General features: G+C 63.8%; 18 protein-coding genes. 7 read left to right on the top strand and 11 right to left on the bottom strand.

The window, feature by feature from the left end; genetic code table 11:
- Positions 1–116: 116 nt before the first annotated feature.
- Positions 117–818, top strand: coding sequence for a GntR family transcriptional regulator (locus AC27VQ_RS02500; RefSeq protein WP_488715070.1), 702 nt, complete (start codon positions 117–119; stop codon positions 816–818).
- Positions 819–888: 70 nt separating this feature from the next.
- On the opposite strand, the gene AC27VQ_RS02495 is transcribed toward AC27VQ_RS02500, so the two are convergent.
- The 3 genes from AC27VQ_RS02495 to AC27VQ_RS02485 all read right to left on the bottom strand — a co-directional run bounded on the left by AC27VQ_RS02495 (position 889) and on the right by AC27VQ_RS02485 (position 3,809).
- Positions 889–1,500, bottom strand: a complete 612-nt coding sequence (locus AC27VQ_RS02495) for a TerC family protein (protein WP_488715069.1) — start codon at positions 1,498–1,500, stop codon at positions 889–891.
- Between the two features lie 165 nt (positions 1,501–1,665).
- Positions 1,666–2,343 (bottom strand): aspartate/glutamate racemase family protein, encoded by a 678-nt coding sequence (locus tag AC27VQ_RS02490; RefSeq protein ID WP_488715068.1) that lies wholly within the window; start codon positions 2,341–2,343, stop codon positions 1,666–1,668.
- A gap of 5 nt (positions 2,344–2,348) precedes the next feature.
- Entirely contained in the window at positions 2,349–3,809 is a 1,461-nt protein-coding gene (locus tag AC27VQ_RS02485; protein WP_488715067.1) for an MFS transporter, read from the bottom strand.
- Between the two features lie 161 nt (positions 3,810–3,970).
- On the opposite strand from AC27VQ_RS02485, the gene AC27VQ_RS02480 reads away from it, so the two are divergent.
- Positions 3,971–4,813, top strand: coding sequence for a MurR/RpiR family transcriptional regulator (locus AC27VQ_RS02480; RefSeq protein WP_488715244.1), 843 nt, complete (start codon positions 3,971–3,973; stop codon positions 4,811–4,813).
- 3 nt (positions 4,814–4,816) lie between these two features.
- On the opposite strand, the gene AC27VQ_RS02475 is transcribed toward AC27VQ_RS02480, so the two are convergent.
- Both AC27VQ_RS02475 and AC27VQ_RS02470 read right to left on the bottom strand, forming a co-directional pair.
- A complete protein-coding gene (locus AC27VQ_RS02475) occupies positions 4,817–5,971 on the bottom strand; it encodes a M20 aminoacylase family protein (protein ID WP_488715066.1) in 1,155 nt (384 codons plus the stop codon).
- A 130-nt stretch (positions 5,972–6,101) separates the two neighbouring features.
- Positions 6,102–7,301: a diaminopropionate ammonia-lyase gene (locus AC27VQ_RS02470; RefSeq protein ID WP_488715065.1), complete on the bottom strand. Its 1,200-nt coding sequence runs from the start codon at positions 7,299–7,301 to the stop codon at positions 6,102–6,104.
- A 103-nt stretch (positions 7,302–7,404) separates the two neighbouring features.
- Here AC27VQ_RS02470 and AC27VQ_RS02465 point away from each other — a divergent pair, with 103 nt between their 5' ends.
- Complete coding sequence (locus AC27VQ_RS02465; protein WP_488715064.1) at positions 7,405–7,875, top strand: Lrp/AsnC family transcriptional regulator; 471 nt, start codon at positions 7,405–7,407, stop codon at positions 7,873–7,875.
- A 2-nt stretch (positions 7,876–7,877) separates the two neighbouring features.
- Here AC27VQ_RS02465 and AC27VQ_RS02460 read toward each other — a convergent pair whose 3' ends face one another.
- The 4 genes from AC27VQ_RS02460 to AC27VQ_RS02445 all read right to left on the bottom strand — a co-directional run bounded on the left by AC27VQ_RS02460 (position 7,878) and on the right by AC27VQ_RS02445 (position 12,170).
- Entirely contained in the window at positions 7,878–8,900 is a 1,023-nt protein-coding gene (locus tag AC27VQ_RS02460) for an acyltransferase family protein (protein ID WP_488715063.1), read from the bottom strand.
- The gene (locus tag AC27VQ_RS02455) at positions 8,897–10,150 is read right to left on the bottom strand and encodes an O-antigen ligase family protein (RefSeq protein ID WP_488715062.1); all 1,254 of its coding nucleotides are present in this window, start codon (positions 10,148–10,150) and stop codon (positions 8,897–8,899) included. The genes AC27VQ_RS02460 and AC27VQ_RS02455 overlap by 4 nt, the downstream gene beginning before the upstream one ends.
- Before the next feature lie 10 nt (positions 10,151–10,160).
- Positions 10,161–11,426 carry a polysaccharide biosynthesis/export family protein gene (locus AC27VQ_RS02450; protein WP_488715061.1) on the bottom strand — a complete coding sequence of 422 codons (1,266 nt, stop codon included), beginning with the start codon at positions 11,424–11,426 and terminating at the stop codon, positions 10,161–10,163.
- A 66-nt stretch (positions 11,427–11,492) separates the two neighbouring features.
- Positions 11,493–12,170, bottom strand: a complete 678-nt coding sequence (locus AC27VQ_RS02445; protein ID WP_488715060.1) for a sugar transferase — start codon at positions 12,168–12,170, stop codon at positions 11,493–11,495.
- A 711-nt stretch (positions 12,171–12,881) separates the two neighbouring features.
- Here AC27VQ_RS02445 and AC27VQ_RS02440 point away from each other — a divergent pair.
- Together AC27VQ_RS02440 and AC27VQ_RS02435 are read left to right on the top strand one after the other, a co-directional pair.
- Entirely contained in the window at positions 12,882–13,205 is a 324-nt protein-coding gene (locus AC27VQ_RS02440; protein ID WP_488715059.1) for an exopolysaccharide production repressor protein, read from the top strand.
- Between the two features lie 101 nt (positions 13,206–13,306).
- Positions 13,307–14,299 carry a glycosyltransferase family 2 protein gene (locus AC27VQ_RS02435; protein WP_488715243.1) on the top strand — a complete coding sequence of 331 codons (993 nt, stop codon included), beginning with the start codon at positions 13,307–13,309 and terminating at the stop codon, positions 14,297–14,299.
- On the opposite strand, the gene AC27VQ_RS02430 is transcribed toward AC27VQ_RS02435, so the two are convergent.
- Positions 14,296–15,225 (bottom strand): polysaccharide pyruvyl transferase family protein, encoded by a 930-nt coding sequence (locus AC27VQ_RS02430; RefSeq protein ID WP_488715058.1) that lies wholly within the window; start codon positions 15,223–15,225, stop codon positions 14,296–14,298. The genes AC27VQ_RS02435 and AC27VQ_RS02430 overlap by 4 nt on opposite strands.
- A 24-nt stretch (positions 15,226–15,249) precedes the next feature.
- Complete coding sequence (locus AC27VQ_RS02425) at positions 15,250–16,209, bottom strand: glycosyltransferase family 2 protein (RefSeq protein ID WP_488715057.1); 960 nt, start codon at positions 16,207–16,209, stop codon at positions 15,250–15,252.
- A gap of 123 nt (positions 16,210–16,332) precedes the next feature.
- On the opposite strand from AC27VQ_RS02425, the gene AC27VQ_RS02420 reads away from it, so the two are divergent.
- Both AC27VQ_RS02420 and AC27VQ_RS02415 read left to right on the top strand, forming a co-directional pair.
- On the top strand, positions 16,333–17,811 hold the full coding sequence (locus AC27VQ_RS02420) for a lipopolysaccharide biosynthesis protein (RefSeq protein ID WP_488715056.1): 1,479 nt from the start codon (positions 16,333–16,335) through the stop codon (positions 17,809–17,811).
- Positions 17,812–18,182: 371 nt separating this feature from the next.
- Complete coding sequence (locus AC27VQ_RS02415; RefSeq protein ID WP_488715242.1) at positions 18,183–19,298, top strand: acyltransferase family protein; 1,116 nt, start codon at positions 18,183–18,185, stop codon at positions 19,296–19,298.

The raw sequence follows: 19,298 nt of genomic DNA, 5'->3' as shown, positions 1-19,298 counted from the left end.
TCCGGCCGGCAATAGCGCGCCAGCCCCTCCCTGTTGATCCGGTTTTCAGGCCACCGGATTTCTGTTGCACATGAATTGTATGGTACTGTATGGTGGCTCAAATTGGTTGTCAACGCATGATGGCGGGAAAAGACGTGAACCTTGAATCCCTGAAGATCGACACGGGCGAAACCGCGGCAGCGCAGGTGGAACGGGACCTGCGCGAATCCATCATCCGCCTTGAGCTCGCCCCCGGCATGCGGCTATCGGAACAGGAAATCGCCACCCGCATGGGCGTGTCGCGCCAGCCGGTGCGCGAGGCGCTGATTGCGCTCGGCAAATCGAAGCTCGTCGATATCAGGCCCAATAGAGGCACCGTCGTGGTGCGCATCTCGGCGCGGCAGATGATGGAGGCGCGCTTCGTGCGCGAGGCGATCGAGACCGCCGTCGCCCGCCGCGCCAGCGAGAGTTTTGACAGCTGGACGCGACGCAAGATCGACACCATCCTCGCCCGCCAGAAGGCTGCCCGCGACGGCGACGACCACAACGCCTTCCGCCGCGAGGACGAGCAGTTTCACATCGCCATCGCCGAGGGCGCTGGCTGTGGCCTCGCCTGGAACGCCATCTCCGACATCAAGGCGCATATGGACCGGGTCTGCAACCTGCAGCTCCGCCATCCCGATTCTATGAGCCGGCTGATCGCCGAGCATGAGGCGATCATCGACGCCATCGACACCCGCAATGCCGATACCGCCGAGGCCGCCATGCGCAGCCACCTCAACGGCATCCTCACCGACCTGCCGCAGATCGAGGCGTCCAATCCGGACCTGTTCGAGTGACGAAAACGCAAAAGGCGCGCGATTGTCATCGCGCGCCGGGAAATTCGGCCCTAGCTGAAGCGAAAGACGTTCAGCCGGCGCTGACGTAGGGCATGACCTCGAGCACGCCGCGATAGATCATGTCGAGCGAGACATAGAGAATGATCGCGAGGCCGACATAGGCGATCCAGCGATGCTTGTTGAGCAGGTTGGCAATGAAGTTCGCCGCGATGCCCATCAGCGCGATGGAGAGCGCAAGGCCGATGACCAGCACGCTCGGATGCTCGCGGGCGGCACCGGCCACAGCCAGAACGTTGTCGAGCGACATGGAGACGTCGGCGACGACGATCTGGGTCGCGGCCTGGAAGAAGGTCTTCTTCGGCGCGTTTTCGAGGCTCGCCTCTTCCGCGCTGCCATGGCCGCCGCGCAGTTCGCGCCACATCTTCCAGCAGACCCAGAGCAGAAGCAGACCGCCGGCGAGCAGCAGGCCGATGATGGCGAGCAGATGCACCGCAACCGTCGCGAAAAGGATGCGCAGCACCGTTGCCGCGATGATGCCGACGAGGATCGCCTTCTTGCGCTGCGCCGGGTCGAGACCGGCGGCGGCAAGGCCGATGACGACGGCATTGTCGCCGGCAAGAACCAGGTCGATTGCGATGACCTGCAAGAGCGCCGTCAGACCGGCAGCTGTCAGAATTTCCATGCGTCCCACCTTCCGATACGCGAGGCCGAAACGGGCCGTCCCCTGCCCGTCTGATTCCGATCAGTACCCTTTTGGATTTGCGCTTTGCAAGGCGAATACACAATTCCGTGAAAATGCCGATCGGCGGAACTGGCCCGCCGATCGCACGATGCGCAACAAAGGACCTCAGATGGCCTGAGGCATGACCCCGTCGCGTTCGATCAGTGCAAAGACCCGTTCCACCGCACAGGGAATGGGCCCAAGCACCGGCTTGCCAAAACGCGTGCGTAGCTGTTCGGCGGCCTGACCGAGCGGGCCGCCGCCGATAATCACGGCTTCGGCACTGTCCAGATCGATGCAATCGCGCACCGCACCGGCCAGTGCCTCGGCCAGAAGCCCAGCATCGGCCGCAAGCGCGAGCGGATCGCCCGCCGTGCAGCGGACGCCCGCATAGAGATGACCGAGGCCGAGATCGAACGCACGCTGATCGATGGCCTCGACGAGTTCAGGCGTCGAGGTGGCGACGGCGAACCGGCGCCCGCCTTGTGAAGCCTCGATCATCGAAGCTTCGCAGATGCCGACGACCGGCACGTTGACCTTGCGGCGAAGCTCGGCAAGGCCGGGGTCGCCGAAGGCGCTGACGATGATGCCCGCACAATCGCGTTCATGCGCCGTGCCGAGCTCGACCACCTGGGCGGCTGAAGCTGTCAGCTGCTCGGGCGTCGTGATCATCGGTGGACTGCGGTCCGCTGTCTCGGCCTTGACATCGAGCCTGCCGCCGGCTGCCCTGAGGGCGATCGCCTGCATCATGTCGCTCGTGGCAAGGGAACTGTTGGGATTGATCAACAGTATATGCGGGGCCATTTCCGTTATGCTCCTGCCTTCAGGGGTTCGACAGAGGGGATGCTTTCGTCCGTCCCTGCCGTATCTGCGCGCTGGGTGATGTCTTCCATCGACATGCCATAGGTTTCCGGGCCGAGCTGAATGCAGATCGCGAAGACCGCGTACATGGCCGCGGCAAGCCCGAACACGCCGCCCATGCCGTAATAGTCGAACAGGGCGCCCGAGATGGTCGGCACGAAGGAACCGGCCGCCGAGCCCGTCGCCAGGATGAAGGCGACGCCAAAGGCGCGGATGCGGGTCGGGAAGAGTTCCGGCGCATAGATCCAGATCGAGGTGTTCAGAAGAAGCACGAAGAACTGGAAGAGCGCCCCGAAGAACAGCACCAGATAGATGGTCGTGCCGAACTGCAGGATGGAGAGTGCGGCCAGGCAGGCGCAGACCGCACCGACCGTCAGCACCCGCTTGCGGGGGAAGTAGTAGCCGAACATCGAGGCCGCGATGGCGCCGAGCACGCTGCCCGACTGGATGACCATGCTGTAGAACAGGCTGCCCTGCAGCGTGTAGCCCATCGAGACGAAGATGACCGGCATCAGCGTCAGAACGGACAGCTGCGCGCCGTAACTCATCAGGATGGCGATGGACACCGGCACGATGCGGCCGAGGAATGGCGCACGGAAAAGTTCCTTCCAGCCGCCCTTGGCGCGCGGCGCGTCCTGCTCGTTGTCCTTGGACAGGTATTCGCGGACCACAAGTTTTTTCGGCCGGAGCGATCCGGATTCCAGCACCGAGAGCACCTGGTTCGCCTCGTCGATGCGCCCTTGCGAGGCGAGGAAACGCGGCGTTTCCGGCACGAAGCGGCGATAGAACACGACGAGCAGAGCCGGCAGCGCGAGCGAGGCGAAAAGCCAGCGCCAGCTGTCCTCGCCGGGAAAGATGCTGAAGATCATCAGGCCATAGACGGGCGCCAGGAAGTTGCCGAAGCCGCCCGCGCCGACATTGACGAGGCCGGCCGCCGTTCCGCGGAATTTCGGCGAGCAGAATTCCGACAGCATGGTGACCGCGGTCGAGATTTCACCGCCGACGCCGAAGCCGACGATCGCACGGGCAATGCACAGGAACATGAAGTCCGGCGCGAGCGCGCAGGCCGCCGAGCCGAGCGAGAACAGAAGCAGATTGATGGTCAGCATGACGCGGCGGCCGTAGCGGTCGCCGAGAATGCCCGAAAGCAGGCGACCGATGGCCGCGCTGCCGAAGGTGATCGTGTTCAGGAAGCCGATATCCGTGCCGGTCAGGCCCCAGTGCTCCTTCAGGAGCGGGCCGGACACGCCGATCGTGTTCTGCTCGAACGCGTCGAACAGGCAACCGATCAAGACCAGTGCGATAATCTGCTTGTGCGCACGTGTGACCCCGATGCGGGTCAGTGCGCCCTCCAGTTGACGGATAGCCGGCGATGATTTGCCGGACTGCACCATGCCTTCTGCTGCCATAGTCTCCTCCTCTTTGGCATCAGTATGAAAATCAATTTTCACATAATACACACGTGAAATCTATTTTTCAATAAACTTTGTTAGCGCTTTTCACAGCACGCCTTGCGAAGTCCGCCCGGTCGACTACAACCTTGATTTATCGGGAGAAGACGGTGAGCAAGATGGGTTCCACGGATCGGTCGTTTCTGTTTCGCGTGCGCGACGCGCTCGACGACCTGCATCCGGCCGAGCGGCGGCTGGGCGATTTCGTCTGCGACTTTCCGGGCGAGCTTGCCAGCTATTCCGCCTCCGAGCTTGCCAAGCTGGCACAGGTCTCCAACGCCACGGTGACGCGTTTCGTGCGCCGGCTCGGCTACGAGACCTATGAAGAGGCCCGCCGCCATGCGCGCGACGAGCGGCAGACCGGCTCCCGCCTGTTCCTCGCCGCCTCCACCGATGCGGCCGCCGAGCAATCCGTCGCCGCCCATGCCGCGCAGGGCATCGCCAATCTCGAAGGCACCTTCGCCACGATCACCGACGCGCAGGTCGATGCGGTCGCCGACGCGATCCTCAAGGCGCGCAAGACCTGGGTCCTCGGCTTTCGCAGCAGCCACGCCTTTGCCGATTACCTGCAATGGCAGATGACGCAGGTGGTGGAAAACATCGTCGCCATTCCCGGCGCCGGCCAGACGCTCGGCGAACATCTCGTCAGCGTCACCGGCGAGGATGTCGCCATCGTCTTCGGCCTGCGCCGCCGCGTCGCACATATGGAAACCATCCTGACGGCCATCGAGAAGAGCGGCGCAAAGCTGCTCTACATCACCGATGAAGGCGTCGCCCATCGCGCCAGCGCCGCCTGGCACTTCCGCTGTCAGACGCTCGCGCCCGGCGCACTGTTCAACCACGTCTCGGTCATGGCCGTCTGCCACCTCATCACGACGCGCACGATCGAACGCGCCGGCCCCGCCGGCCGCACCCGCCTGCGCGGCATCGAGCGCTTCGGCGATACGCTCGAAGAGCTGTGACGCTCAGGCCGGCGGAAGACGCCGACGGACGATGGCCGCATGGAATCGCATGCCGTGGACGAGACCGTCGTCGTTGAAATCGTAGGTAGGGTTGTGCAGCGGCGCGGATTGTTTGCCGTTGCCGAGGAAGACGAAGCAGCCGGGCACGAAATCGAGGAAGCGGGCAAAATCCTCCGAGCCCGTCATCGGCTCGCGACGCACGGCAATGGTATCAGGGGAAAAGACATCGGCCGCCGCGGCGAAAGCCTCGTCCGTCAGCGCCGCATCGTTCAGCAGCGGCACGAATTCCCTGGTATAGGTCACCTCGGCCGAGACGTTGTAGGTCAGCGCCGTGCCCTCCGTGATCACCCGCATCTGCTTTTCGATTTCCGCACTCACCTCCGGCCGGAAGCTACGGGCGTCACCCAGAATGCGCGCCAGCCCCGGCAGCGCGTTGCGCGTTCCGTCGGTGATCAGCTCGGTCACCGAGACGACGCCGATATCCGTCGGGTTCAGCCGGCGCGAGACGATCGTCTGGAGATTGGTGACCAGCGCGCAGGCCGCCACCAGCACCTCATTCGTGCCATGCGGCCGGGCAGCATGGCCGCCGACACCTTTGAGCACGATCTCGAAATTATCCTCCGCCGACATGATGGCGCCCGGGCGGGTCTCGAAATGCCCGACGGGAAGACCGGGGAGATTGTGCATTCCGTAGATCTCGTCGAACGGAAAGCGCTGCAGAATGCCGTCCTCGATCATCGCCAGCGCGCCCCGGCCCCACTCTTCCGCCGGCTGGAAGACGAAGCGCACCGTGCCGTCGAAACCGCCCTCTTCGACGAGCATTTTCGCCGCGCCGAGCAACATCGCCGTATGGCCGTCATGGCCGCAGGCATGCATGACGCCGGGTTTTTTCGAGGCATAGGCGAGGTCGCCCTGCTCGGGGATGCGCAGCGCATCCATATCCGCCCGGAGCGCGATCGAACGATTGCCGCTGCCGCGCCTCAGCGTGCCGACCACCCCCGTGCCGCCGACGCCCTCGACGACCTCGTCGAGCCCGAATTCTCGCAGCTTCGCCGCCACGAAGGCCGAAGTCTGCTTCTCCTCGAAGCCGAATTCCGGATGGGCATGGAGATGACGGCGCCAGGAGCGCATGTCGGAAACCAACTGTTCGATATCCATCGCTACTTCCCTTTCGTCAGCGTGCTGGTGACATCCAGTGGATGTGGCCGCCCGCTACGAGCGCATCGTCTTCGGTGAATTCCCTTGCCGCCGGGTTCTCGCAGCCTGGCGGCATCAGTGGAAGACGTCGTCATGCGACACCGCGCGACTGAACGTCGGCGGGCGACGCTCCGACGATCTCCCGGTAGCGGCCGGGATCGGTCGCGCCCTCCGTGTTGACGACGAGGATGCGGGCATACGGGCCGATGGAAAGGGCAGCCTTCATGTCCGGATCGGCCACGGCCTTCAGGAAGCCGGCAAGACCGACGCCGCCGCTTTCGCCGGAGACGATCACTGGATCATCCGCAACAGGATTGGCAAGGCGACGCATCACGGAAACGGCATCCTGCTCGTCCACCGTCATGAAGGCATCGGCGGCGCGCGACAGGATGCGCCAGGCGATCCGCGAGGGCTCGTAGCATTCGAGCATCGCCATGACGGTCGGCTCGCCATGTGGCACCGTCACCGGATGGCCGGCGCGCGCCGTCTCGAACAGGCAGGCCGCGCGGGCGGGATCGACGACGGTGAAGACCGGCCGTTTCTCGCCAAGGGCGATTGCCAGATGCCCCGCAACGGCCGCCGCGATGCCGCCGACGCCGGCCTGGACGAAGACATGGGTCGGCGGCGCCGGAATCTGCCGCAGAGCTTCGCGCACCAGCGCCGTATAGCCCTGCATCACCAGCCCCTGAATGCGCTCATAGCCGGGCCAGGAGGTATCGGAAACAATCGTCCAGCCGCGCTGCTCCGCGACACGCGCGGCCTCCTTTACGGAATCGTCGTAGCTGCCGGCCACGCGGATCATCTCGGCACCGAAGCGGGCGATCGCCGCCACCCGCTCATCGCTGACGCCGGAATGCACGAAGATCGCCGAGCGCGCGCCGACGAGCTGCGCGCCCTGCGCCACCGAGCGGCCATGGTTGCCATCCGTCGCGCAGGCGAAAGTCATGCCCTCCGCGATCTGCCGGATCTCGGGCGAATGCAGCGCTGCCATATCGACGACCCGCCCCAGCCGCACCTCCGCCGCTTCGAGCACGAGGCGAATGACGGCATAGGCGCCGCCAAGTGCCTTGAAGCTGCCGAGCCCCAGCCGCTGCCCTTCATCCTTCACATGGATCGTGCTGACCCCGCTCGCCGCCGCCAGGCCCGGCAGGGAAACGAGCGGCGTTTCGGCATTCTTGTCGCGGAATTGCAGGTGACGCTCGACGGCAGCGGCGGCCTCGAGACCGAGCATGTCTGCGTCGGGGCCGGCAAGCGGGCTGCGGTGGTCGGAATGGGTGTTGAGAAGAAACATGCGGGCCTCTTTTGCTGTCGCGCAGAAACATATTGCAGCACGGGCGAAAACGGCGCTGATATTTGGCAGTGTTTTTGCAAGTTTGTTTCGTGGAGCCCCTCTTTTGCCACCAGTCCCATCGCTCGACGCCTTCGACCGCAAGATCCTGGATATCCTGCAACGGGACAACACGACCCCGCAAAGAACGATCGGCGAGGCCATCAATCTCTCCGCACCGGCGGTGCAACGACGCATAAAGCGCATGACCGAGGAGGGCGTCATCCGCGCCAATGTCGCGGTCGTCGATCCCGCGGCCGTCGGCCAGTCGATCACCATTTTCGTGGAGGTCGAGGTCATCAGCGAGACGGCAGAGCAGATCGAGCAGGCCAAGCGCGAATTCGCCGCCGAACCGCAGATCCAGCAATGCTATTACGTGACCGGCGAGGCCGATTTCGTGCTGGTCATCGTCGTGCCCGCCATGGCGGATTACGAAGCCCTCACCCGCCGCCTGTTCTTCGGCAATAACAACGTCAAGCGCTTCCGCACCTTCGTGGCGATGGATCGCATCAAGGTGGGCCTGAGCGTTCCGACCTGAATTCAGCCCACCGTCTTGGCGCGCCGCCGGATGAACCAGCTATCCTTGCCGCTGCGCAACAGCGGACGTTCGATGAGGTAATAGGCGGCAAGGCCCACGGTAAGGCCGGCGCAGACCGAGAGGATGAAGGCAGTAGCCGATGGAATGCCGAGCAGTATGCCGGCCTTGGCGACGATGGAAATCGCGAATGTGTGCCAAAGATAGATGGAGTAGGACGCGTCACCAAGCATGACGGGAATCGCAAGACGCGGAATGCCGCCCTGTTTTTCCAGGGCGACGGTGCCATAGACCAGCGCGCAGGCAAGCGGTCCACAGATCCATTCGTCGAAGGGCAGCCGCAGCACGCCGATGGCAGTAAAGCCGGCAAGGCCGAGGCCGATGAGCGCGAAGGCCAGCGGGCGGCCCGGAACCCGGCCGTCGAGCCACAAACGAGCGATCAGCATGCCGGCGACGAATTCGAGGATGATCGGGCGGGTGTAGGCGAGGAAGAGCGAGGCATCGCTCTCGACTACGAGGCCGAGGGCGACCAGCAGGCCGAATATCCCGGCCATGCTCCAAAGCCGCAACCGTAGCGGCAGGGCAAGGCAGGCGGCGAAGACGAGGTAGAAGAACATCTCGTAATTCAGTGTCCAGCCCTGCACGAGCACCGGCCAGATCTCGCCGCTGCTCGGAGAACGGAGCGGCACGAAGAAAAGCGAGGCGGCGACGTGGCCGGCCGTCAGCACGAGACTGGGAAAAAGCCCCACCAGAGCGCCCGCCACCATGACGCCCGTCGCCAACCAATAGACCGGCACGATGCGGCTGATGCGATCGAGGAGAAAGCGCCCGGGCGAGACCGGGCGCCGCTCGACGATCACCCACATGATGAAGCCGCTGATGACGAAGAAGACATCGACGCCGGCCGCACCGATGGCGAAGGCGTGACCGGTGCGCTCCGCCGCATGGAAGAAGACGACGGCCAGTGCTGCGAAGGCGCGCAGATATTGCACGCCATAGAGGGTGCCGGACGAAGGCCTTGCCGTCATGCGAAGGCCGTCCTGTAGGGAGCAGACCTCTGGACAGGGCGGCGGCGACCGTCGGCCAGTTTGCCGGCGGCGAAATAGAGCAGGAACGAGCCGACATGGTAGGGATTGAGGATATCGATCTCCACGAAGGTGCGCACGGCGAGCAGCGCCGCGACGGTGAAGAGCACCAGCGCCTCCGCGTCACGTGCCGCCGAAAGCAGCCGGCCGAGATGCCCGGCAAGGGTGACGACGAGCACCATCGTCAGAAGCAGGCAACCGACGAGGCCCGTTTCGACGGTGGCGGCGATGAAGGTGTTGTGAAAATGGAACCCGCTGCGCCCGGAGATGAAGAAATCCGCCCAGAGCTTTTCCGCAAGCGCAAAGCCCTGCACCCAGAACGCCTGATAGCCGATGCCGGCAACGGGCGCTTCGCCCGCCGTCTCGATGCCCTGCTGCCAGAGATAGGTGCGGCCGGTCAGCGTCGCATCCTTGCCGAAGGCGCCGAGCACCATTTCATAACCGCCGCCATAGGCACCGGCGATGACGATGAACACGGCCAGAACGGCGAGCGCCAGGAACAGCATTTTGCGATGGCGGGGTGCCAGTCTTTCCAGCGCCCTGAGCGCGAGACAAAGGCCGGCAATGGCAACGGTCGTCAGCACCGAAGTGGCCGATTGCGACGCCTTGAGGCAATAGAGCGCGACCAGCACACAGCCGATGGCGGCAAGCTTCCACAGGCCGCGCTCGACGCCGAGAAAGAGCGCGGCGAAGGCGAAGAGCACCGCCAGCGAGGCATAGAATCCAAGCTGGTTCTTCGAGGCGAAGGCCCCGACGAAACTGTAGGTGCCGTCGAGCGGATCGAGGTGATAGACGCCGAAGACCATCGAGTAGAGCAGCACCAATGCCGTACCGATCAGACCACCGCGCACCAGTGTGCGTGTATCGACGACGCGCATAGCGATCAGCGCGCAGACGACATGCGAGAGATATTGCACGCCGGCCCGCGCCGTGGTGCCCGGCGCCTGCGACCAGAAGACGGAAAGGCAGGCGAAAAGCGCGAAGGCGAAGATCCATGCATATCGTGCATAATTGCCGAGCACGCGCCGGTAATCCACGGCGACGAGCGGCATCCACAGCGCGTAATAGGCCAGGATGGAGGCCTGCCCGAAGCGGAAGGAATAGGCGAAGACGAAGAAGGACAGGGCGATGGCGAACGCAGCATAGGCCTCGTTGCCATCGGGTCCGATCAGGCGCGTCTTCGCAATCCGCATCGCCGAAGCCTCACTGCGTCGCCAGATCGAGTTCCACCTTCACGACGTCCCCCGGCAGGACCGGCGTCGTTTCGGTGGCGCGGATCTGCTCGGCCTTGCCCTTGACCGTGCGCAGGATCGAATAGCCGATATTGTCGGCGCTCATCCCACCCTTCAGCGAGGCGGCATCGGCCGACTGCATCAGTGCCTCCGACATCAGGTCGCGGCTCGTGCCAAGCTTCAGCGTCAGCGTGTCCAGCTCCTGCTCGGTGTTCTGCAATTCCTGCGCCAGGGTGGCGTCCCAGTCGTTCTGCAGATTGGTTTCGTCCTGCGTCGCCTTGTTGATGTCTTGCTTGGCCTTGAGAGAGGCCGTGTCGATGTCAAGCAGTGCCGCTTGCAGATCGGCGGTGCGCTGTTCGAGCGCGAGCCGCCGGGAACTGATCGCGAGCCCCTTCTCGGCGAGCGAATCCACCTTGGAAAGGTCGCCTTGCACGAGTTCCAGCTGGCGCGTCTGGGTTTCCGATTTCTTGCCGAGCGCATCGATCTCGTTGGTGAGCAGCGATTTCAGGTCGGCGAGCGCGGTCAATTGCAGCCGCAGCCGCTTTTCGCGCGAGGTCATCAACGCCTTTTCGCTTTCGAGGATCGCACGCGCCTCGTCCGAGTTGCCGAGCTCCTTGGGCGTGACGATCTCGTTTGCCCCGCTCATCTCGGCGGCAATTCGGGCGCGGCGGATGAGGAGGCGGTTGCGCTCCGCGACCCGCACGGCCGCCTCGCCTTCGGAGCGCAGGAAATCGCGCGCGAAACGCTGGCCGGGATCGCCGCGCTTGAGGCCGCCGCTGAGGCTGACGGCCTTGAGCACGGTCAGGCCCGGCGCGAAGGGATAGGCGCCGGGTGTCTGCACCTCGCCGGAGAGATAGACCGGCCGGTATTCGGCGATTTCCACCGAGGCGGAGGGAAGATCCTTCAGGCCGAAGAGGACCTGCATCTTCCTGCCGATATCCTCGGCAAGTTCGGCGGAGGTGCGCCCGTCCGCCGGCAGTTGGCCGATAAAGGGCAGCGAGAGCGCGCCATCAGCGCCGATGGCATAGTCGCCGCTCACCGCGCTCCAGTCGCGGATGGCGCCTTCGGCGGTCTGCCATTCGGCGACGCGTATACGCAGCTTGTCCATCACGCCGAGCCGGTATTCCTCCGCGGAGGCTGCGGCAGGCGCGGCAAAGGCGAAGGCGAGGCAAAGCCCGCCGAGGACTTTGACAGAAAAGGCGGTCGCGGCGGATGCCGCGGTCGAATTCGTCTTCATGAAAATCCCTCTCTTCGAGCGTTTTCGCCCATCCGGCTTGCCGGACGGGCGCGGGAACACTTCGGATCAGTAGCTGCCGCGGGAAAGGCAGACGGCCGGGATGGTGCGCGCGACGATCATGAGATCGCTGGTCAGCGACCAGTTGCGCACATAATGGGTGTCGAAGGCGACGCGCGTTTCGTAGGACACGTCGTTGCGCCCGCTGACCTGCCACAGGCCGGTCAGGCCGGGACGGGTCTGGAGATAGTAGACGGCGGAGCCTTCATAGAGCTGCAGCTCATCTTCCACCACCGGGCGCGGGCCGACAAGGCTCATCTCGCCCCTGACAATGTTGATGAGCTGCGGCAGTTCATCCAGGCTCAGCTTGCGCAGCACGGTTCCGACCACGGTGACGCGGGGATCGTGCTGCAACTTGCGCGTGGTGCGCCATTCCTCGCCGGCGGCCGGGTTATCCTCCAGATAGGCCTGGAGAAGCGCATCGCCATTTTCCGCCATGGTGCGGAATTTCAGGCAACGGAAACTCGATCCGTTATAGCCGATGCGGCGGTGGCCATAGAAGACCTTGCCGCCGTCGGACAGTTTCACGAGGGTCATGATCAGCACGAAGATCGGGCTGAGCACGATGAGGGCGGCCAGTGCCACCAGAATGTCAAAGCTCCGTTTCGATATTCCCCCTACCGGCGGAGCGCCGGATATTGACGAACTGAAAAACGGCGAACTGGCCGATCGGGTCGCGGACTTCATAGAGATGGCTCCATTGGATTTGCGATTTGGTCGGGTCCTTGGGACGCGTTCCTGCATCCAACGGGGAGTGTATGGTCACAGTTTGTTTTTTGAAGCGTGATCGGTGGACAAAGAAACCGGGGTGGGAATTTCAGAAGATTACCATCTCCTAATTTTGTGATTTTGTTCTCTACCCGACAGTATCCCTGGTCGGCAGGCCGAAGCATCTTGCGTCTTTTTCACACATGAAATTCGCGGAGCTTTTCTTTCATCACTTCTTTTGACGTGACCGGCCTCTCATCTTTTACACGCTTCTACCTGAAATGGCGCGACAACATGCACCGTGACTGGCAGATAGACGTTCATCACAAAGGATTTTTTGCATCGCAATATTATTTTGCATTGCAAAATTTTCCATTAGAATCCACTCAAATTGTAACAAAAGTTGATCGCGGCCCGTCGCGTGCGCAACCCATCGGATGCAGCCCAAAATCACGATTTCCCGCCATCAGGGAGGCGGTGGTCCCGACTTTGTCCAACCGTGTCGGAATAGGGGCAGGAACGGGGCAGATGATTCTGCCGGATGGCACTGCGCGGTAACGGAAGCACAACACAATTGGGCGAAAAGCAGGAACCAGGGCCGCATGCGACTGGTTAATACCAAAGATTGCACGGCAGACAGCGGCCCCGTATAGTCTCCCGTGAGCCTCAGAGGAGAAGGCAGATCCACCGATGAAACGTGCGCCGGAAACGAAATGGCGGGACAGCCCGGCCTTTGGGCCGCGTTTCTTCCTGAGCATGTGTTTCGCGCTCGTGGCTTTCGCGATCGTCACCTACCTCTCCACCGGCTCGCTTGCGACGACCGCGATCCAGACGGTGATCTGCGCCGTGCTGATCCAGATCGGTTATTTCCTCGCGCTGCTGTTCATAACCTGGCGCACCGCGAAGGCCCGCAAGGCCGAACTAGAGGGTGCCGCCCGCGGCAAAACCGGGCTGGAAGGCACCAAGCCGTCGGTGCCCGTGTCGATGAACGAGCCGGGCCACTCGCAGTCCTGATTGCGCAACCGCTTTCGCCAAGCCGTTTTTGTGCCCACTTCGCCTTTCATGCTGCATTGCAGCGCGGCTCGCTCCGCGCATGGTTCAACGCGTGAAAGGGGATCGTCGTGACCCAGGAAGACAAGGTCTGCGTCATCATTGCCGCGAGGAATGCGCAGGACACGATCGGCCGGGCCGTGCGCTCGGCGCTTGCCGAGCCTGAAGTCGCCGAGGTGATCGTGGTCGATGACAGCTCGGACGACCGCACCATGGCCGCCGCCGCCGAAGCCGACGATGGCAGCAAGCGGCTCGATGTCATCCGCTTCAAGGTCAATCGCGGGCCATCGGCCGCGCGCAATCACGCGATCGCCATTTCCCGCGCACCGCTGATCGCCATTCTTGATGCGGACGATTTCTTCTTTCCCGGCCGCTTCCGCCGCATGCTCGCCTGCAAGGACTGGGACTTCATCGCCGACAATATCGCCTTCATGGAAAAAGCCGACCCAGCGCATCCGCCGGCCGATTTCGCCCCGAACCCGCGCCGGCTGGATCTCGAAGCCTTCGTGCTCGGCAATATCTCGCGCCGTGGCGCGCCGCGCGGGGAGCTAGGCTTCCTGAAACCGGTCATGCGCCGCGCCTTTCTCGATGCGCATGATCTGCGCTACCGCGAGGACATGCGGCTTGGCGAGGACTATGAACTCTATGTCCGCGCGCTGATCGCCGGCGCGCGCTACACGGTCATCGAAAGCTGCGGCTATGGCGCGATCGTGCGGGCCAATTCACTGAGCGGCCAGCATCGCACCAAGGATCTCGAAACCCTGTTTGAGGCCGAACGCACTATCCTCTCGGCCGGCAATGTGCCTCCTCATGCCGCGGATGCGCTGCGCCGCCACTGCCGGCAAATCGGTCGGCGCCATGCGCTACGCCATTTCCTGGATCGCAAGCGCGAGGGCGGCCCGGGCGCGGCCCTTGCTTATGCCCTGGAAAACCCGGCCAACCTGCCCGCCATTACCGGCGGCATTTTCCGCGACAAGCTGGAGGCCGCCCACCGCCGCGTTCGCCCCCGGCAGCCCGTCCCCCAGGCCGGGCTGCGCTATCTGCTGACGACCGACTAAAAATAGTCGCGCCGCACATCCTCCAGCACCGCATAGAGCCGCTCCTTGCGCTCGGACAGGCGCGCATCGGTGCTGAGTTGCGGTTCGGCGCGGCTTGCCTGCCAGAGCGCCAGGGTCGAGGGGGCGGCGAGCATCTGCTTAGCCGCAAGGCGCAAGCCACCGCGCGGCGTGGCCTGTGCGACGGCAACGGCGGCCTGCCCTCTCCCGGCAAACGTCGCGCCGTCATAATCGACGCCCCAGAAGCGGGCGCCTTTGATGATCGCTTCGGCGCGGGTGGAGATGGGAATGCGGCGCGGCCGATGCTCGACACCGAGCGTCGCCGCCCAATCCTGCCATTTGAAGCTGTTGATATTGGCCGAGGTGCTGACGGCGACCCACGGCACGCGGAAGGCATCGGCCAGGATCGCGCCATGCATGGATTCGGCGATGACAAGCTCGGATTGCGCGATCTCGCGGATCACATCCTTCGCCTCGCCGCGCGGATCGATATAGTGCATGCCCGCGGTCGCGCAGACGACCGGCCAGAGCCCAGCCACCGCCGATTCCCAATGGGGCACGAAGGCGCAAGGATAACGCTTCGGCCGGTTTGCGAATTCCGGCATGTCGGCGACCAGCACCGCCGGGTCGACGATACCGAGATGTTCCGGCACGCCGACTTTCCCGGCCGTCAGCGGCCCGCGCACGCAGCGGATGTCCCAGAGATCCTTGTCGCGCATATCCGGCAGAACACCATAGCCGAAGCCGCTGCCGAGCACGAGCTTCCGCCCTTCCTCGGGCAGGAGGGTCTTGGTCAGCACCGTGCCGACGCCGACGAGCAGCACGTCCGGGTGCACCTCGCGAAACCCCGGCAACAGGAAATCCCAAAGCCAGAGATTGAGGTCGTCACCGAAATTGCCGTGCTGCGATTCCCAGTAATAGGGCTTCATGTCCTCTCCTTGGAAAACGGTGGGTCAGCGGGAAAACTTGCCGACGGCAAGCGCGAAAACGCTGGTGAAGAGGCGCGGATCGCGCACCGCCCAGCGGGCGAGCATGTCGAACTGCGGCAGTTTGCGGTGGCGCACGCGCCGCGCCTGGCTCCACAGCGCCTGGCGCCGCGCCGTCTGCTTGTAGGCGCGCAGAGAGGCGATCTCCGCCGGGCGTTCGGCAAAACGCTGCTCCAGCCGGTCGAGCGCCACCCAGGTGTTGAACTGCTGGCGCAGGAACTGCGGTGAATCGTTATCGACACCGTGGAAGATATTGAGCCCCTCGCCGCGCACCGCGCCGGCCGCCGCACTCAACACGACCCGCCGGGCGGCCAGCACGCAATCGCAGAAAAACAGCACGTCTTCCGCCGCAAGCCGGAGTGCCGCGTCGAAACGCACGCGCTCGATCAGCGGCCGGCCGATGACCATCGCGGAGAGGTGAAGGAAGCTCCAGTTCTTCAGCATGACCTGCGTCAGGCCGGGGATTTCGAGGAGAAGCGGATCGTCCGAAAGGCGCACCACGGCCTCGGTCTTTTCGAGGTCGGCGACACCGAAATGGTAGTAGAAGGCGTCGCTGCCGGTGATCGAGGCGAAGTAGCAGTTCGCGTCAAATTGCGACATCGCGCCGACGGCATTTTCGAGGTGATCGGGCGTCCAGCTATCGTCCGAATCAAGGAAGGCGACGAGGTCGGATTCCGGGGGCACATGGTCGAGCCCGGTGTTGCGTGCACCGCCCGGACCGGCATTTTCCTGACGCACGATACGCAGGCGGGCACGCTCTTCATCGGAAAATCCGATGATGTCGCCATCGGCGGGATAGGGCGATTCATCATCGACGACAATGACATTGAAGTCTTTGAATTTTTGGGAAAAAACAGACGTCAGCGCACGCCTTAGAATGCCCGGTTCCTTCTGGTAGAACGGAATAATAACTGTCAGCTTCGCCATGTTTTCGTCCCTGTGTTCTCTCTAGAAAGACGTTCGTCTGGTCTCCTCCCACCGGGGCGCGGCCGTTTCCGGCGCAGGCTTGTCGTCGTCGTCAAAGCTCCTCTTGCGATACAGGATCCCGCTATGTCCCCGCCCGTGAATGCCAAATCGGTCACCCGAAATGTCGGCTGGAGTCTCCTATCCAAGACAAGCACATTCGGGCTTAAATTTGTCACCGTGCCGATTTTGGCCCGTCTGCTGACGCCAGAAGAGTTCGGCGGCGTCGCCGTCGCACTGGCCGTCGTGCAGTTTCTCGCGATGATCGGCGGGGCGGGTCTCGCCTCCGCCTTGATCCTCGAACCCGATGAAGACGAGGAGACGATCCACTCGGTTTTCTGGGCCAATCTCGCCTTCGCCTGCCTGATGGCGGCGGGGCTCTACATCTGGGCCGAGCCGCTCGCCGGCTGGTTCGGCGCGGCCGATGCGGCCTACCTGCTGCGCCTCATGTGCCTGCTCATTCCGCTCCAGCTTGCCGGCGACGTGGCCTATGCACTGGTCGCCCGGCGCATGCAGTTCAGCCGGGATGCGCTGTGGAGCATGATCTCCGAATCGATAGCGGCCATCGTCGCCGTCATCCTGGCGCTGGCCGGTTTCGGCGTCTGGGCGCTCGTCGCCCAACTTTTCGTCGCGGGTATCATCCGGCTTGCCGGCCTCTTCTTCGTGTCGCGCTATCTGCCGCGTTTCCAGTTTCGCGCCGAAGGCGTCGTCCGCCTGGGGCGTTTCAGCCTTGGCCTGATGGGCTCGGAGGTCGCCAATTTCGTGACCTTCCAGTCGCCCATGGTGGTGATATCGCGCTTCCTTGGCCTCGCCGATGCCGGCGCCTATTCCGCCGCCAACCGCTTTTCCAGCATTCCCAACCAGGTCGTGCTGTCGGGCGTCATGGGCGTGCTGTTTCCCGCCTTCAGCGCGATGATGCATGATAGGAAGCGCCGCTCGCAGGCGCTAATGCTGAGCACACAGGTGACGACGCTGCTGCTCGCCCCCATGATGTTCGGCCTCTGGGCACTTGCCGAACCCGCCATGCTGCTCTTATTCGGCCCGCAATGGGCCGCCGCCTGGCCGGTGCTCGGACTGCTCGCGCTCTCCAAGGGGCTGCTCACCCCCTGCAGCACCTTCATCCCCTATCTCAAGGGGGCCGGCCGTGGCGGCGCGCTGTTCTGGTGGGCCATCGGCCGCGCCGTCGCAACGACCGCCGCGGTCGTCTTCGGCGCCTATAACGGCACGCTCATCGAGGCGATGGTGGCGCTCTGCCTCGTCAACGCCGTCGTTCTCGTCGGCTATTCCTGGGTCGTCTTCCGAGCGGACCAGACGCCCTTCCTCTCCGGCTTCTACCGCTCGGTCCGCCCGATGCTGACGGCCGTGCTGATGGCGCTGGCCGTGCGCGCAGCCCTCGAACACGGTCTCGCCCCGCATTTTCATCCCGTCCTGCAGGTCGCCCTCGGCATTGCACTCGGCGGCGTGATCTACGCGGCCCTCACCCTTCTCACCGAACGGCCGCTCTTGAAAAAGCTCCTCGATCTCGTTCGCCGGCCGAAGATCGCCGCTGCCGCCGGCGTGCCTTGAGGCCGCCCCAATTCGACAACCCCCGGCCGCAATCACAGCCATCCTCGACAGAAGGCAGGAGGAACCACAAAAAAGTTTCGGCGCCGCCTGCACCCACAAATTGCGCCTAAATCAGTATATTTGAATGGACCTCTAAGTATTGCAGGACCGGGGATCGAACTTCCTCCGCGACGGCGAAACAGACGTCCCGTCCGCGCCGTTATCGCCGCGATATATGCTGCAATGCAACCTTCCCTGCCGATAAATTTGCTGCATCGCCATATTTTTTGCCGCCCTGTCGCCCACACTCCTCTTCGTAGGCTCCAGTCTGCTCTTGTTTGAACGCCGTCCAGGGGGATCGGCTCACCAGAGGGGTGACGGACATCGTGACCATCGACGCGACCGTTTCAGCGCGCATCAACCTGATGCGCATCGTGCTGATATCAGGGATCATCTTCGTGCATGTTCCCCACGACCCGGCAACGAGCCCTTATCTCGGCACGTTCGGCGGGCTGGACTGGCTGCGCGTGTTCCTCGCCGACAGCCTGTTCCGCATCGGCGTGCCGTGCCTCAGCGCCATCTCCGGCTACCTGCTCTTCCATCGCGGGCTCGAAGGCTTCGATTACCGCAAGACGCTCAGCAGCAAGGCCTCGACCATCTTCCTGCCTTTCCTGTTGTGGAATACGGCCTTTCTCGTGCTGGTCTACGGCGCGCAATCGCGCGGCATCGGCTTCGGCTACCTGCCTGACGTCGTGCATGCCGGCCCGCGCGAATGGATGAACCTCGCGTTGGCCATCGAAAGCTGGCCGATCAACATCCCGCTCTATTTCCTGCGCGACCTTCTGCTGTGCCTGCTACTGTCGCCGCTCATCGCCGTCCTCGTCCTGCGCTATCCGCGCATCGTGCTTGCGCTGATGCTGGCCTATGCGGTGCTGCCGCTGCCGAACGGCATCTTTCTGAAGAAATCCATCCTGTTCGGCTTCAGCTTCGGTGTCGCCATGGCGCTGCACCGCGTCGACATCACCCGCCTGGACCGCTGTGCCGCCCTGATCGTCGCCGCCGTTCTGGCGATGGCTGTTCTGCTCTCTTTCGCGCTTTATGCCTTCGGCCCGGATTTTCCGGTCTGGCTCGACATGCTGCGCAGCCTTTCCGCCATTGCCGGCATCTTCTGCGCCTGGGCGCTCTCGGCCCTGATGATCCGCACCGACCTCGGCCAGGCCCTGTCGCGGCTCGGCGGCCTGAGCTTCTGGATTTTCTGCGGACACTATCCGCTGCTCATCCTGTTCTGGATGGTCTGGAACCGGCTCGGCATTGCCGATTACCCGCTGTTCTATGCCACGTCCCCGGTTCTGGCGCTTGCCATCCTCATTTCCACCCACGCCGCGGCACGACGCTTTGCCCCCGCCCTTGCCGCCATCCTCACCGGCCGCCGCGCAGGCGGCCAGAAACGGCCCGTGGCCGGCCATCCGCAGATGAAGCCCGACGGCTCCATCGCCCAACGGAGGTAA

This window comes from Shinella sp. 20P9.1.1, assembly GCF_057798995.1.
Note: the sequence above shows the minus strand (reverse complement) of the source record. Positions and strands in the feature narration are given on the sequence as shown.

Coding starts and splice junctions, on each gene's coding strand:
- AC27VQ_RS02500 (WP_488715070.1), top strand. CDS start 117: ATGATGGCGGGAAAAGACGTGAACCTTGAATCCCTGAAGATCGACACG.
- AC27VQ_RS02495 (WP_488715069.1), bottom strand. CDS start 1,500: ATGGAAATTCTGACAGCTGCCGGTCTGACGGCGCTCTTGCAGGTCATC.
- AC27VQ_RS02490 (WP_488715068.1), bottom strand. CDS start 2,343: ATGGCCCCGCATATACTGTTGATCAATCCCAACAGTTCCCTTGCCACG.
- AC27VQ_RS02485 (WP_488715067.1), bottom strand. CDS start 3,809: ATGGCAGCAGAAGGCATGGTGCAGTCCGGCAAATCATCGCCGGCTATC.
- AC27VQ_RS02480 (WP_488715244.1), top strand. CDS start 3,971: ATGGGTTCCACGGATCGGTCGTTTCTGTTTCGCGTGCGCGACGCGCTC.
- AC27VQ_RS02475 (WP_488715066.1), bottom strand. CDS start 5,971: ATGGATATCGAACAGTTGGTTTCCGACATGCGCTCCTGGCGCCGTCAT.
- AC27VQ_RS02470 (WP_488715065.1), bottom strand. CDS start 7,301: ATGTTTCTTCTCAACACCCATTCCGACCACCGCAGCCCGCTTGCCGGC.
- AC27VQ_RS02460 (WP_488715063.1), bottom strand. CDS start 8,900: ATGACGGCAAGGCCTTCGTCCGGCACCCTCTATGGCGTGCAATATCTG.
- AC27VQ_RS02455 (WP_488715062.1), bottom strand. CDS start 10,150: ATGCGGATTGCGAAGACGCGCCTGATCGGACCCGATGGCAACGAGGCC.
- AC27VQ_RS02450 (WP_488715061.1), bottom strand. CDS start 11,426: ATGAAGACGAATTCGACCGCGGCATCCGCCGCGACCGCCTTTTCTGTC.
- AC27VQ_RS02445 (WP_488715060.1), bottom strand. CDS start 12,170: ATGAAGTCCGCGACCCGATCGGCCAGTTCGCCGTTTTTCAGTTCGTCA.
- AC27VQ_RS02440 (WP_488715059.1), top strand. CDS start 12,882: ATGAAACGTGCGCCGGAAACGAAATGGCGGGACAGCCCGGCCTTTGGG.
- AC27VQ_RS02430 (WP_488715058.1), bottom strand. CDS start 15,225: ATGAAGCCCTATTACTGGGAATCGCAGCACGGCAATTTCGGTGACGAC.
- AC27VQ_RS02425 (WP_488715057.1), bottom strand. CDS start 16,209: ATGGCGAAGCTGACAGTTATTATTCCGTTCTACCAGAAGGAACCGGGC.
- AC27VQ_RS02420 (WP_488715056.1), top strand. CDS start 16,333: ATGTCCCCGCCCGTGAATGCCAAATCGGTCACCCGAAATGTCGGCTGG.